Annotated in this window: 15 protein-coding genes and 1 tRNA gene; 3 read left to right on the forward strand and 13 right to left on the reverse strand. The window is 49.1% G+C overall.

The features are described 5' to 3' along the window. Positions 1 to 4: 4 nt before the first annotated feature. The 5 genes from KNO87_RS00080 to KNO87_RS00100 form a co-directional block, all read right to left on the reverse strand. Positions 5 to 1,189 (reverse strand): phosphoglycerate kinase, encoded by a 1,185-nt coding sequence (locus KNO87_RS00080; RefSeq protein WP_214746065.1) that lies wholly within the window; start codon positions 1,187 to 1,189, stop codon positions 5 to 7. A gap of 97 nt (positions 1,190 to 1,286) precedes the next feature. After that, positions 1,287 to 2,294: a type I glyceraldehyde-3-phosphate dehydrogenase gene (gap, locus tag KNO87_RS00085; RefSeq protein WP_012726912.1), complete on the reverse strand. Its 1,008-nt coding sequence runs from the start codon at positions 2,292 to 2,294 to the stop codon at positions 1,287 to 1,289. 59 nt (positions 2,295 to 2,353) lie between these two features. Further along, a complete protein-coding gene (locus KNO87_RS00090; protein ID WP_012726913.1) occupies positions 2,354 to 3,382 on the reverse strand; it encodes a sugar-binding transcriptional regulator in 1,029 nt (342 codons plus the stop codon). Between the two features lie 109 nt (positions 3,383 to 3,491). Further along, positions 3,492 to 3,749, reverse strand: a complete 258-nt coding sequence (locus KNO87_RS00095) for a glutaredoxin family protein (RefSeq protein ID WP_251126064.1) — start codon at positions 3,747 to 3,749, stop codon at positions 3,492 to 3,494. A gap of 5 nt (positions 3,750 to 3,754) precedes the next feature. Then, entirely contained in the window at positions 3,755 to 4,900 is a 1,146-nt protein-coding gene (locus KNO87_RS00100) for an RNA polymerase factor sigma-54 (RefSeq protein ID WP_214795442.1), read from the reverse strand. Positions 4,901 to 5,018: 118 nt separating this feature from the next. On the opposite strand from KNO87_RS00100, the gene KNO87_RS00105 reads away from it, so the two are divergent. The 3 genes from KNO87_RS00105 (at position 5,019) to clpP (ending at position 7,828) form a co-directional block, all read left to right on the forward strand. Next, positions 5,019 to 5,091: transfer RNA gene (locus KNO87_RS00105), tRNA-Arg, on the forward strand. 138 nt (positions 5,092 to 5,229) lie between these two features. Beyond that, positions 5,230 to 7,125, forward strand: coding sequence for a 3'-5' exonuclease (locus KNO87_RS00110; protein ID WP_214795440.1), 1,896 nt, complete (start codon positions 5,230 to 5,232; stop codon positions 7,123 to 7,125). A 127-nt stretch (positions 7,126 to 7,252) separates the two neighbouring features. After that, on the forward strand, positions 7,253 to 7,828 hold the full coding sequence (gene clpP, locus KNO87_RS00115) for an ATP-dependent Clp endopeptidase proteolytic subunit ClpP (protein WP_012726916.1): 576 nt from the start codon (positions 7,253 to 7,255) through the stop codon (positions 7,826 to 7,828). A gap of 43 nt (positions 7,829 to 7,871) precedes the next feature. Here the strand turns inward: clpP and KNO87_RS00120 are convergent, their stop codons facing one another. The 8 genes from KNO87_RS00120 to trxB form a co-directional block, all read right to left on the reverse strand. Continuing rightward, positions 7,872 to 8,567, reverse strand: coding sequence for a MerR family transcriptional regulator (locus KNO87_RS00120; RefSeq protein WP_214795438.1), 696 nt, complete (start codon positions 8,565 to 8,567; stop codon positions 7,872 to 7,874). A gap of 57 nt (positions 8,568 to 8,624) precedes the next feature. Beyond that, positions 8,625 to 9,068 (reverse strand): hypothetical protein, encoded by a 444-nt coding sequence (locus KNO87_RS00125; protein ID WP_214795436.1) that lies wholly within the window; start codon positions 9,066 to 9,068, stop codon positions 8,625 to 8,627. An 89-nt stretch (positions 9,069 to 9,157) separates the two neighbouring features. Then, a complete protein-coding gene (locus tag KNO87_RS00130; RefSeq protein WP_074033625.1) occupies positions 9,158 to 9,673 on the reverse strand; it encodes a DUF2179 domain-containing protein in 516 nt (171 codons plus the stop codon). A 90-nt stretch (positions 9,674 to 9,763) separates the two neighbouring features. Continuing rightward, complete coding sequence (locus KNO87_RS00135) at positions 9,764 to 10,003, reverse strand: CopG family transcriptional regulator (protein ID WP_074033629.1); 240 nt, start codon at positions 10,001 to 10,003, stop codon at positions 9,764 to 9,766. Between the two features lie 84 nt (positions 10,004 to 10,087). After that, positions 10,088 to 11,041, reverse strand: a complete 954-nt coding sequence (gene whiA, locus KNO87_RS00140) for a DNA-binding protein WhiA (protein WP_074033630.1) — start codon at positions 11,039 to 11,041, stop codon at positions 10,088 to 10,090. A 34-nt stretch (positions 11,042 to 11,075) separates the two neighbouring features. Next, positions 11,076 to 12,071 carry a gluconeogenesis factor YvcK family protein gene (locus tag KNO87_RS00145; RefSeq protein WP_214795434.1) on the reverse strand — a complete coding sequence of 332 codons (996 nt, stop codon included), beginning with the start codon at positions 12,069 to 12,071 and terminating at the stop codon, positions 11,076 to 11,078. A 1-nt stretch (position 12,072) separates the two neighbouring features. Further along, positions 12,073 to 12,945, reverse strand: coding sequence for an RNase adapter RapZ (gene rapZ, locus KNO87_RS00150; protein ID WP_074033636.1), 873 nt, complete (start codon positions 12,943 to 12,945; stop codon positions 12,073 to 12,075). 120 nt (positions 12,946 to 13,065) lie between these two features. Further along, on the reverse strand, positions 13,066 to 14,019 hold the full coding sequence (gene trxB / locus KNO87_RS00155) for a thioredoxin-disulfide reductase (RefSeq protein ID WP_214786950.1): 954 nt from the start codon (positions 14,017 to 14,019) through the stop codon (positions 13,066 to 13,068). Positions 14,020 to 14,087: the final 68 nt, after the last annotated feature.

A 14,087-nucleotide genomic window follows, 5' to 3' on the forward strand; every position in this document is an offset into this window, starting at 1 on the left:
TAAATTACTTGTCGTTAAGCGCCTCGACACCTGGAAGTTTTTTGCCTTCCATGAATTCGAGTGACGCGCCACCACCAGTTGAAATGTGACTCATCTTGTCAGCAAGACCAAACTTGGCTGCCGCAGCGGCTGAGTCGCCACCACCGATGATTGAATATGCATCGCTGTCTGCAAGTGCTTGAGCGACACCTTTCGTTCCGTTTGCGTATTTATCAAGTTCGAATACGCCCATCGGTCCGTTCCATACGACAAGTTTCGATTCGCGAATCGCGTCCGCGTAAAGTTCGACTGTCTTCGGTCCGATATCAAGACCCATGTGATCCGCTGGGATCGAGTCGATATCGACTGGGCCGACATACGTTTCTTCGCCGAATTCTTTCGTGATGACACAGTCGACAGGCATCAAGAACTTCACGCCTTTGTCTTCTGCTTTCTTCATGAATTGACGAGCGAGGTCAAGCTTATCCTCTTCAAGGAGCGACGTCCCGACTTCGTGCCCGAGTGCTTTCGAGAACGTGTACGAGAGTCCGCCACCGATGATGAGTGTGTCAACGATGTCAAGAAGGTGGTCGATGACCCCAATCTTGTCAGCTACTTTCGACCCGCCGATAATCGCCGTGAACGGACGGTCTGGGTTAGAAAGAGCTTTACCGAGAACTTCAAGTTCTTTTTCCATCAAGAGACCAGCAACGGCTGTATCCACGTGGTGTGCAATTCCTTCAGTTGAAGCGTGTGCACGGTGAGCCGCGCCGAACGCGTCGTTGACGTATACGTCAGCAAGTGCTGCGAATCCTTTTGCAAGTTCAGCGTCGTTTTTCGTTTCACCTGGGTAGAAACGAACGTTCTCTAAAACGACGACATCGCCTTCAGAGAGTTTAGCGACCGCTTCTTCTGCGACCGGACCGTATGCTTCTTCGACGAGCGGTACATCTTTTCCGAGGAGCTCAGCGAGACGCTTCGCTACTGGAGCAAGTGAGAACTCAGGGTTCTTCTCGCCTTTTGGACGGCCGAGGTGGCTCGCAAGGACGAGTTTCGCACCACCGTCAAGCAAATGCTTGATTGTTGGAAGTGCGGCTTGGATCCGAGTTTCATCTTGGATGACGCCATCTTTGAGTGGAACGTTGAAGTCAACGCGGCAAAAGACGCGTTTCCCTTTTACATCGATGTCACGAATAGACTGTTTGTTCATAACTTTCGCCTCCATATGTCGTGCGTGTCATTTCATAAATAGAGCGGAGAACAATCTCTTGTTTCCGCTCCTATTTGATTCTATTTAGTTCACGAAATTACTTCGCGATGTTAGCGAAGTGCTTAACTGTGCGAACCAATTGTGCAGTGTAAGACATTTCGTTGTCATACCAAGAAACTGTTTTAACGAGTTGCTTGTCGCCAACTGTCATTACTTTAGTTTGAGTCGCGTCGAAGAGTGAACCGTATGTGATTCCAACGATGTCAGAAGAAACGATTTCGTCTTCAGTGTAACCGAATGACTCGTTTGCTGCTGCTTTCATCGCTGCGTTTACTTCGTCTACAGATACTTGCTTGTCGAGTACAGTTACGAGCTCAGTAAGTGAACCTGTAGCAACTGGTACACGTTGTGCAGCACCGTCAAGTTTTCCTTGAAGTTCAGGGATTACGAGACCGATTGCTTTAGCAGCACCTGTTGTGTTAGGTACGATGTTCGCTGCAGCTGCACGTGCACGACGGAAGTCACCTTTCGGGTGTGGAGCGTCAAGCGTGTTTTGGTCGCCAGTGTAAGCGTGGATCGTAGTCATGAGACCTTCAACGATTCCGAACTGGTCTTGAAGTACTTTAGCCATTGGTGCCAAGCAGTTTGTTGTACAAGAAGCACCTGAGATGACTGTTTCAGTACCATCGAGGATGTCGTGGTTTGTGTTGTAAACAACAGTCTTCATGTCACCTGTAGCAGGAGCCGAGATAACAACTTTCTTCGCGCCAGCTTTCAAGTGAAGCTCAGCTTTTTCTTTAGAAGTGAAGAATCCAGTACATTCGAGAACGATGTCTACACCGAGGTCTCCCCATGGAAGTTCTTCAGGGTTACGGTTAGCAAGCGTGATAACTTTCTCTCCGTTTACGAGGAAGTGATCGTCATGTACTTCAACTTCTCCGTCGAAACGACCTTGAGTCGTGTCATACTTGAGAAGGTGCGCAAGCATCTTCGTGTCTGTCAAGTCGTTGATTGCAACAACTTCGATCCCTTCGTTTTTGATGATCTCGCGGAATGCCAAACGACCGATACGTCCAAATCCGTTAATACCAACTTTTACTGCCATGTTAATTTCCTCCTTAGGGTAGAAGCTATTTATTGAAGAGCCAACGGGGGGTCAACTCTTTAATAACAAGTTAATAATTCTTTCGCCGCACCTTCGTCTGTGACGAGGATGATGTTCGACGTGTGTTTCGCATAAGCGGCGATCGCCTGTGCCTTCGATTTTCCTCCAGCAACCGCGATGACGGTATCCATGTCATCCAGCTCTTCGAGTTGGATCCCGACCGTCTTGACGCGATGAACGATCTCACCTTCCGCATTGAAATAATATCCGAATGCTTCGGCGACGGCGTCATGCCTTTCAATCATCCGCAAATGCTCCGGTGATGCATGACGGCGTTTTGCCATCGTTTCTGCCTCACCAATTCCATGTACCACAATTCGCGCCGCTCTAATCATTTCCAGTACATTTTTAATACTAGGTTCCTCCACCATCCGGTCGAATGTTTCTTGTGACACTTCATCCGGAATATGTAGAAGATGATAGTCTGCGTGGGCCCGGTCCGCCATGCGTGAGCAGACGGTATTCGCTTGAAGTTCAAGCGTTTCACCAAGACCTCCGCGTGCGGGCACAAAATGCATCGGGCGTTCTTTTTTATCGGGCGACATCATCGCCGCAACCGATGCCATCGTCGTTCCACCTGTTACCGCAATCACGTTATCATCCGGTGCGAGCCGCGCTTTTAACTGCGTGACCGCTGCCCGTCCGATATCGCGTTGGACCCAGAATGTCTCATCTGAATCACCTGGTACAATGACGACTTGGCGAACCCCTAATTTCTCTTCGAGCTCTCTTGCCACTTCTGAGATTCCGAGAAGTTCTCCCATGATCTCGTGCAAGTCCCGTAAGACGTTTCGTCCCGTCTCACTAAGGGAAATTCCTTGAGTAGCGACGTAAAGAAGACCTTGGTCTTTCAAAAAGTCGACTTCTCGTCTGAGCACCCGTTCGGTCAGTCCCAAACTCGTTGCGAGTGTCCTGCGGCCAATCGGCTGCATCAAGCGGACATAATGTAAGATATCGTAACGATGTCGGAGCGTATCGAGCAGGTCAGGGACAATTTGCTTCTGAACGTGAATCAGTTGCTGGATCATGCTCTTCCCCCCTCGACTTTCAGTGTGGACAACTTTTGTCCCACTTTTTTATTTGCGTCCCACCGCTACGAGTTCATCTTATCAATCACTTTTCCGTCTGGCAACCCCTTCAAACGTTTTTTTTCGATGTAAGCGTATACTTAACAAAATCTTCAACTTTGTTGTCATCATATCGCCCTTGACTGATGACTTGTCCTTCGTGTATAAGAACGGGGATTTCGAAGAGGTACTTCGCCTCAAGTACCTCGTCTCCCGTGATGTCGACCTGTTCGAGTTCGATCGGATAATCTTCCTGCAACCATTCGAGCATGACGATTGCCTCGTCACAGAGTGAACAATTGTCACGTTTATATAATGTAAATTTCATTTTCGTCATCCTTTCCATAACTGTCGCTCACGCTCACGTGAATTGCCGAATCCGAGTTCTTCACGATAGTTCGTCACGGTCCGTCGCGTCACGAGATATCCGTATCGGGCGAGCTCTTTAGCGAGGGCTTGATCACTTTGCGGCGCCTTCTCTCGTTGGATGAGTTCCGCGAGCGTCCGTTTGATCATGAACGGCGAATGCCCATGACTCGTCGACCGGACGAAAAAGTGTCGCCATTCCATGATTCCGCCCTCGGTCTTCGCGAACTTCCCTTGTATGGCACGCCCGACCGTTGATTCGTGCTTTCCGATTTGTTGCGCGACGGTACGACGTGTCAACGGATGGAGGACAAGTTCTCCTTTGAGCCACTCGGTCTGACGCGACTCGATGACCGCCCAAATGTCTCGAAGCGTCTCGTTACGCATCGCAAGGGATGTCATCCACCATTTCGCCTCGCGGTCATTCCCGACACGCGTCTCGTCAAGTTCAGGACTGAGCCACGTCGTGACAAGCTCCCCGTCCTCCACACACACTTCGACTTCCGGATAGACGTGCCCCGTTTCTTCATATAATAAAGGACGCTTCGGGAGTGTCGCGACAATCCGTTCTAGACGGGCTAGTTCTTCTTCCGAAATCGCGAGCGCGCTTGCCATCTGTTGATGGCTCACTCCACTCTCAATCGCATCGAATACATCGACGACGCGCGGGTCCTCATGCTCAATCGCATGCCGATACTGACACTCCCGTTCCGTTCTTGCCCCGATCCCCGTCGGTTCAAGAAATAGGAGTGCCTGTCTCGCCTGTTCGATTTGAGAGACGTCGATACCGAACCGCTCCGCCAATCCCTCATTCGTGTCCGGCAACAACCCTCGATGATCGAGCAAGAGGACGAGTTGTCGTCTCAGCTCCTTCTCCGTCTCGCTTCCGCTTCCTTCCCGAATCTGCGTGAACAGCTTCTCTTCGAACGCACTCGCCGCATCTGCAATCCATCCGAGATCCCCGCTCCCGAAATGAATGTTTGGATTATGTCGCGCGAGCCGTGCTAGACGAAACGTGAGCGCGAGACGATCCGCCTCGAGTACCGGCAGCCGTTGCACAAGGTCTTGTGTCATCTGTTGCTGTTGCACCTGTTTTTGTTCTTGCCGTTGCATCGTTCTCCCCCCTCTCTTCTATTGTAACGAACCCGCTCCACTCGCGCTCAAAAAAGCGTAATGAACAGGATTGCTTTTTCAATAAAACAAATGTATAATAAATTCGTGTCACACACATGCACCCGTAGCTCAGGGGATAGAGCACTGGTTTCCGGTGCCAGGTGTCGGGAGTTCGAATCTCTCCGGGTGTATTACATAAAAGGACGAAGGCCTAATTAAGGTCTTCGTCCTTTTTTTTGTTTTCTCCCTCAATTTCAAACCACCATCCTTTTTATGTATCCTTTATATAGTATATTTAAGTAAAAGGATTGGAAACGAGGTGTCAATTAATGGCTCATACTGTTCCTGAAACGATTCGTTCATCCGCAACAGCAGGAGAGCGGCTCGTATTTCGTACGTTGAAACGCTACCTTCCAGACGATTACATCGTTTATTTTGAACCCAATATACACGGTCGAAGACCTGATTTCGTCATCATCGGACCTGATTTAGGGTTAATCGTTTTAGAAGTGAAAGACTATACGCGTTCTACTCTCTACCAACTGAACCATGATGAATGGATGATCACTCCCGCAAACGGATCTCAAAAGAAAGTAAAAAGTCCATTTCTACAAGCCCGTGAAAATATGTTCAAACTGACTGACGTCCTAAAAAAGGATCAAAACCTGATTCAACACGAAGGAAAATATGCGACGACATTAAAATTCCCTTATGGATCAGGCGTCATTTTTACACGATTGACACAAGATGACTGTATTCGTCATGGACTCTATCAAGTCATTGATCCTTGTTTTTCTCTGATGCGTGATGAAATCAACCCGGATGATTCACAATTCTCAGAAGAAATCCTCATCGAAAAAATTCTGAATATGTTCACGGTTCCTTATCGCCTGAGGCAACCGTTGACTAGTGAAGAAATCGATGCGATTCGTTATCATCTCTTCCCAGAAGTTCGAATCAGCGCCGAATTTAAAAAAGTCACACCATATCAAGACCAGCTTTTACTATCCCTTCACAACATCCGGGCGATGGACCTACATCAAGAGAACTTGGCCAAACAACTCGGTGATCAAAATCGTTTAATTCGAGGTGTTGCAGGTAGTGGCAAGACCCTCATTTTGGCGAGTCGCGCTAAACTGTTATCTAAACAACATCCCGAATGGAAGATTTTAATCCTATGTTACAATATCTCGCTAGCCCGTTTTATCGAACAGATGGTACAACAGATGATGTTAGAACCGGATGATTTATTCGATTTCGATCCTCAGTTGAAACAGAGGAACCATTTGATTGAAGTTCGAAATTTCCACGCCTGGTTGCAGAATGATTTACACATCTCGGAAAGAAGAATACCGGCGATACTTGAAAAGTTAAGGAAGCGAGAAATCATCTTCCCGTCTTACGATGCGATTTTGATTGATGAGGGACAAGACTTCGAACCCGAATGGCTCGAACTTGCAAGCGAACTTTTAAATCCTGAAACGAAATCGCTTTTACTCGTCGAAGATCGAGCGCAGTCTATCTATAAACGAAAACGTAGTTATGTACAGGATACCGGTTTGGATTTCCGAGGAAGGTCCAAAATTCTAAACATTAATTACCGAAACACTTCTCAAATCGTATCGTTCGCCTGGTCGTTTTATCAATCCAATTCCTCCCTAAAAGATAAAGTTGTGACGAAGGAATTAGATGGTGAAATCATTGCTCCTCAAAGTACGCTTCGAAGAGGTCCTGAACCAGCCATTATTAAATGTGATCATTTCTTCAAAGAGGCAGATCTCGTTGCTCGGCAAATAAAAAAATTACATGACGAGAAAAAAGTCCCCTATTCTGAAATGTTGATCCTGTATCGCGTCCAGAAGTTCTCGACGATGCATTATGTCGACACGTTACAACGTGCCCTAAACTACTATGGAATCGAGTACTTTTGGATTACGGAGAGTAGCGAGACGAAACGTACCTTCTCAAAAGATGATCAACGCGTAAAAATTAGTACAATTGACAGCAGTAAAGGTCTTGATTTTCAAGCCGTTTTTATCGTAAACGTTGAAAATATGCCGTTTAAATATGAAGAAGATCTTGAGCGTGAAGTCTCTCTCCTTTACATCGGAATGACGCGTGCTAAAGAATATCTCTTCTTATCCTATTCAGGTGAATCCACTTTCACACGTTATTTTGAATCACGTCGGGTAATCAAACCAGCTCGTCCAAAGCTAAATGGGTAACCATCACGTCTTGAGACGTTTTACACATCGAGGGTCGTGGAATAAGCAGTAGAAAGGGTTTCTGTTTGACCAACATTGACTATACAGGTATGATGAACTTACAACCTACATAAAGGAGGCAGATTCAATGTTAATTCCAACAGTTATCGAACAGACAGGCCGTGGGGAGCGCGCGTACGACATCTACTCACGCTTGCTCAAAGACCGTATCATCCTTCTCGGAAGTGCGATTGACGACAACGTCGCGAACTCAATCGTCGCACAGCTCCTCTTCCTCGCAGCTGAGGATCCAGAAAAGGACATCTCGCTCTACATCAACAGCCCAGGTGGTTCGATTACAGCAGGTATGGCGATTTATGACACGATGAACTTCATCAAGCCAAACGTGTCGACGATTTGTATCGGAATGGCTGCATCGATGGGTGCCTTCTTGCTCCAAGCCGGTGAAAAAGGAAAACGCTTCGCACTTCCGAACGCAGAAATCATGATTCACCAACCGCTCGGCGGCACACAAGGCCAAGCGTCAGACATTAAGATTCACGCAGAACGCATCATCAAAATGCGTGAGAAATTGAACCAAATCATGGCTGAGAACACAGGACAGCCACTTGAAGTCATCGAGCGCGACACAGAGCGTGACTACTTCATGGCAGCTGACCAAGCGAAAGACTACGGTCTCATCGACAAAGTCATGACACGCTAATCATACAAAAGACGTTTCCCGATTGATTGGGAAACGTCTTTTTCTATTCGATGGGCATCCAGACTTCAATCATGTCATCCGCCCCTGCCTGCCCGTGAATGTAGCGTTCAAAGTCGACCGCATCGCGAAGCGTCACGTCTGGAACGTTTAACAGTTGCTCATATGTCGTAGGAATCATCGGGATGCCCCCTTCGACCGTCGCGACGATATAGTTCCCTTCCGTCAGTTCGACTTGTCGCGCTCCTTCCCCACTCACGGGCTTCGTCATGCCAGCCACATAGCCGTTCTCATGTGGGAGGCAGACGCCATATGACTCATCTGTCGTCAATTCTGGTTGAAGTTTCACCCATACCTGAGGGATTTCTTCTAGCGTGCTCCCATAACCATATACTAAAATCGGTTCACGCAATGTTTCATATCGAATGTTCATGTCGTCCCCTCCTGACTGCATCGACCGAATCTGTCCCTCGATTCGATGAAGCTGTTCAATTTCCGTCCTGACTTCACGTAACCGCGTTTCAAGCAATGCCTCGATTGATAAATTAGACTGGATTTGTTCCATACTCAGTCCAATCTGACGCAATCGTTTGATTTCGCTTAAACGTCGAATCTCGTCCATCCCATACATTCGATAGTGATTATCGGATCGGATTGGTCGCACGAGACCTCGTGCTTCATAAAATTTGATGGCTTTGACCGACAACCCGGTCACATGCGCCACTCTCCCAATTGGAATCAAAGTTTCCCCACCTCCTATCTTCACTGTACAGCCGTCCCTTGGAGGCAGGTCAACCCATTAGTTTTCAGGTACCCTGACACCGAACACGTATCGGCTGTCGCCTTGTGTCCATTCCCCACCAACCTCATATACATAAATACCTGGTTCGTCTGGCACGACCGGTTCAGCCGGGACGAGTTCTCCGTCGTCGACTCGATAAAAAGTCGATTCCATCGGGTCGGCATGGTAGACGACGTCAATCGCATCACCCGGTTTGACCGTGATCAGTTGCAGGTCCTCGGCTTCCGGCAAGCCGTAGTCGGCGCACGTTGCACGATTGCCGGCTTCCCAACAATAGGTCGATTGCTCCACTTCCGCTGTCACCGAGCCGACACGAACCGTCGGGAGCGGCGGCTTGACCGGGTCGTCCCCATCACCGAACCAAGACACTGCGACATAAATCATCCCCACACCGACAAGTAACCCAATCAATACGATCCAAAAACGTCGATTGCTCTTCACGGTCTCATCTCCTTTCCTCACTCATTCCCTATCGTGCGGTAAAATCCCTACTCCAACAAAAAAAGACCCACTTCCGTGAGTCTTGTGCGTCATTTCGGACGACGCAGTCCTTTCATCATATAGCCGCCTTTGAAGTCGATTGGGTCGAATGCGACGAGAAACGCCTTCGGCTCATGCTTCTCGACGAGTTCACGCAATTCTTTCATCCGTGTCCGGGCTGCCAAGACGTCCAGACGATAACGGACACCGTCTCGCCCTTGACCTTGGTAATGCGTCACCCCGTAACCATTGTCACGCATCTGTTGGATGAGCTCCGCCGGATACTCTTTCGTATGGACTTGAATCATGTTGTAGCCGATGGCGAGTTTACGTTCAACGTAGCCACCGAGTAAAATCCCAAGTCCGAACCCGACCGCATAAACGATCATACCGAGCGTCGTCAAATCTTGGAATACAATCCCGAGCGCGAAGATGTAGATGAGCGTTTCAAGCGTCCCGAACAGACCCGCGATGACCGTCTTCCCTTTCACGAGCATAATCGTCCGGAGCGTGAGCACCGGGACGTAGATAAGTTGTAGCAATAGGATGAGTAAGATTTGACCCATTCGATCGACCTCCGTTCAAATTCATTACCACCACTATTCCAAATTTCCGAGAGAGATGCAACTAAAAAAGGCTGACCGAAGTCAACCTTATTATTTCGTATCTAGATTTTTCACGCTTGTGAGCAATTCGTAGTCTTTACGAATCACTTCGTAGATCGCGTTCTTATCTCCGTTCAACAACTCTTCCGCACGAAGCTGGTTCAAGAGAAGGCTTGTTGCGAACGTGACGAGTGCACTCTTCGGAATTCCGATTTCTTTTGCGCGCTCCGTGATGACTTGGTCGAGCTTAGCGTCAATCGTGAGCGATAATCTTTTCTTTTCATTCGACATAGTGATGAAGCTCCTTTAATTCCTATTCAGTAAACCTATTCCAGTTGCTTATTATATAGGAAGAATGGTTTTGGTGCAACCGCGTCACGAAGAGGCGATCTCATCGCCGCTCCGCACACGCTCTGCAATTTGGTCAATTTTACGAAGTCGATGGTTGATTCCAGACTTCGAAATTGGACCAGACTCGAGCATTTCCCCGAGTTCTTGTAACGAGACGTCTTGATGCGTGACGCGCAGTTCAGCGATTTCTCGAAGTTTTTTCGGCAAGACATCGAGGCCGACCGTCCGTTCCAAGAACTTGATGTTCTCGACTTGGCGTAACGCCGCCCCGACCGTCTTGTTCAAGTTGGCCGTCTCACAGTTGACGAGGCGGTTGACGGAGTTGCGCATGTCTTTGATGATGCGTGCATCCTCAAATTCGAGCATTCCTCGTGTCGCACCAATCAACTTGAGGAAGTCGGAGATCTTCTCGCTCTCTTTCATATAGAGGATGTGCCCTTTTTTCCGTTCGAGCGTCTTCGCGTTCAAATCGAACCGATTCGCCAGATCGCGTAGCGCCTGGTTATGGTTTTCATACAAGCTGTAGACTTCGAGGTGATACGACGACGTCTTCGGATGGTTGATTGACCCTCCGGCGAGGAAGGCCCCACGCAAGTAGGCGCGTGCCAAGTTCTCATCACGTGTCATATCTGAGTTCAGCGTCCGAATCATCTCATAGTGCTCCCCGAGAATCTCGAGGTCACGAAGCATCGTCTCCGCATGCTGTGACACACGGACGATATAGACGTTATTCTTTTTCAGACGCATTTTCTTCCGTACGAATAAGTCTAGCGGATGGTCATAGAGGCGTTTCATCAACGAATACATCCGACGGGCGATCGAGGCGTTTTCGGTCGAGACGTCGAGCGTCATGCCTCGTCCTAGGGCGAGTGAGATGACGCCGTTCATCCGAACGAGTGCCGACAACTCTGCTTTCGCCTCGGCGTCGTTCACTTCGAGTTGTGTCAATTCTTTCTTCACATCTGATGCAAAGCTCATCGAGTCCCCCTCCTTTCTATCTTTCAAACAATTCTTATTTCAATTCAAGCTGCTGAAACGAACGTGGTTTCTTGATTCGGAGCACGCGTTGCATGACGAGTCCGGCGATGGCGTCGGAGTCATGACGGATGTAATCCCGATTGTAATCGACGATATCCCCCGCAAGGACATTCGTTCCATAGTTTCGGAGCTTTTTCCGGTCGAAGCGGACTTCTTCCGATCCGTCTTCGAGGTAGCGCTCCAAATATTCTTCATCGATCGGCTCATTATTGACGACGATCGTATCAATCGACGCCTTCCCGAGATAGGCTTCGATGGCCTTCAAGTGCTTCATCGCATCATAGCCCTTCGTCTCGCCCGGTTGCGTCATGACGTTACAAATATAGACGACCGGGACTTGTGAGCGGACGATGGCTTCCCGCACCGCTGGAATGAGCAGGTTCGGGATGATGCTCGTATAGAGGCTACCTGGACCGAGCACGATGACGTCGGCCGACTCGATTGCTTCCACGACCCCTGGGGCCGGCTTGATGCCGTCCTCGAGTAAAAACAGGCGTTTGATCGGCTGTTGATGAAGCGGGATCTTCGATTCGCCTTTGACGATCGTCCCGTCCTCAAACTCCGCCGCGAGCGTCATGAGCGTCTCGGTCACCGGCAACACTTTCCCTTGTGCGTTCAAAAGCTGTGACATGACGTCGATTGCTTTGACGAACGACCCTTCACAAATATGGGTCGCCGCCGTCAGCATCAAGTTTCCAAGAGAGTGACCTTCTAGGCCGTATCCCGTGTCGAAACGATACTGTAAAATCTTATCCATCAACGGCTCGACTTCTGACAAGGCCAAGATGACGTTACGGATGTCTCCCGGAGGCAACATATGAAACTCGTCACGCAGGCGCCCTGAACTGCCTCCGTCGTCTCCTACCGTGACGATGGCAGTGATGTCGAGTGGATAATGCTTCAAACCACGGACGAGGGTGGACAATCCCGTCCCCCCACCGATGGCAACTACTTTCCGTTCTCGTCTCATATCATTTCTCCTTCGTCGCGTGGGCAAGGTCACGGTGGACCGTCTTCACGTTGTAACGCTCTGCGAAATGCTCTGACACTTTCTCGGCGAACGTGATCGAGCGGTGTTTGCCGCCTGTGCAACCGAATGCCACCACGATCTGCGTCTTCCCTTCCCGCTTATATTGCGGAAGCAGGAATTCGAGCATATCAATCAACTTCTTATAAAATGCCCGCGCCTCCGGATGCGACATGACGTAGTCTTGCACTTCCGTCGTCTGACCCGTGAGCGGTCGAAGTTCAGGGATATAGAACGGGTTCGTGATAAAGCGGACATCAAACAGTAAGTCCACATCGAGCGGGACCCCGTGTTTGAACCCGAACGACATGAAGTTGACCGTGAACGGAATACGTTCCTCGTTGAACTGTTGCAAGATACGGTCCTTCAGCATCTGCGGCTTCAAGTCACTCGTATCGTATAGCGTATGGGCACGATCGCGGAACCCTTCTAACAGTTCGCGCTCCATCTGGATGCCGACGAGTGGCGCATCTTCTGGGGCGAGCGGATGTGACCGCCGCGTCTCTTTATAGCGACGAACGAGCACGTCGTCGCGCGTCTCTAAGTACAGAAGATGCGGGTGTACATTCTTCTTTTCCAAATCGTCAATGACGATGAACAAACTATCGATAAAATCTCTCGTACGTGTATCAATGGCGACCGCGATTTTCGGTCGGACCGAGCTGATGACATCAATCAATTGTGGTAATAGAACCGGTGGTAAGTTATCGACACAGAAATAGCCGAGATCCTCGAAACTATTCATCGCGACGGACTTCCCAGCCCCGCTCATTCCGCTGATGATGATCAATTCTTCTAATCCTTTAAAATCTTCCATCTCGCTGACGCCCCCTTAAAATTGACAACCGAGCCGTGTGTGTAGCCCTCTCCATCTAGTATAACGAACGTCCGAAAAAAAGAGAAGGACCGCGGTTCCCCGCAGTCCTACCTTCTTGAATCATGCGTTTTGTTCTTGCAACGATTCGAGGAGCCCCTCGATGAAGTGTTGAGCGTTCTGAGCGGCAATCGATCCGTCGTTCGTCGCCGTGACGACTTGGCGGAGTGTTTTCTCACGAACATCACCGGCAGCGAAGATTCCTGGGATATTCGTTTCCATCGCCTCGTTCGTGACGATGTAGCCTTGCTCGTTCGTGATCCCGAGGTCTTGGACGAATCCAGTGATCGGGTTCATGCCGATATAGATGAAGACGCCGTCGATATCGTGGTCTGTCTCTGTACCGTCAACCGTGCTGACGAGACGAGCCCCACCGACTTTTCCGTCTTTCTCTGTAATTTCTTTCAATGTGTGGTTCCAAATGAAATCGATTTTCTCATTGTCGAACGCACGTTTTTGAAGAATTTTTTGAGCACGGAGCTCGTCGCGACGGTGAACGATTGTCACCTTGTTTGCGAAACGTGTCAAGAAGACACCTTCTTCAACAGCTGAGTCGCCACCACCGATGACGAACAAATCTTTCCCTTTGAAGAACGCTCCATCACATACTGCACAGTACGATACGCCACGGCCACCGAGTTCTTCTTCACCCGGTACACCGATTTTCTTATACTGAGCACCAGAGGCGAGGATGATCGCACGCGCCTTGTAGTCGCGGTTGTGCGCATGGACGATTTTATATTCTGTTTCATCCGAGATGCTTTGCACGTCCCCATATGCATACTCCGCACCGAACGCTTTCGAATGGTCGAACATTTTCTGAGACAAGTCAGGACCGAGAATGCTGTCGTATCCTGGGTAGTTCTCGATATCTTCCGTGTTGGCCATTTGGCCACCTGGAATTCCGCGTTCGATCATAAGTGTTGAAAGGTTCGCACGTGAAGCATATAGCGCAGCGGTCATTCCGGCAGGACCGGCACCGATGATAATGACGTCATAAATTTTTTCTTCTGTCATGTTGATTCCACCTCTGCAAGAAATTGATTGCCTTTAGTATAAGAAACCTGTATGGGTATCGTCTATCT

The organism is Exiguobacterium sp. s34, assembly GCF_018617435.1.
Lineage (GTDB): Bacteria > Bacillota > Bacilli > Exiguobacteriales > Exiguobacteriaceae > Exiguobacterium > Exiguobacterium aestuarii.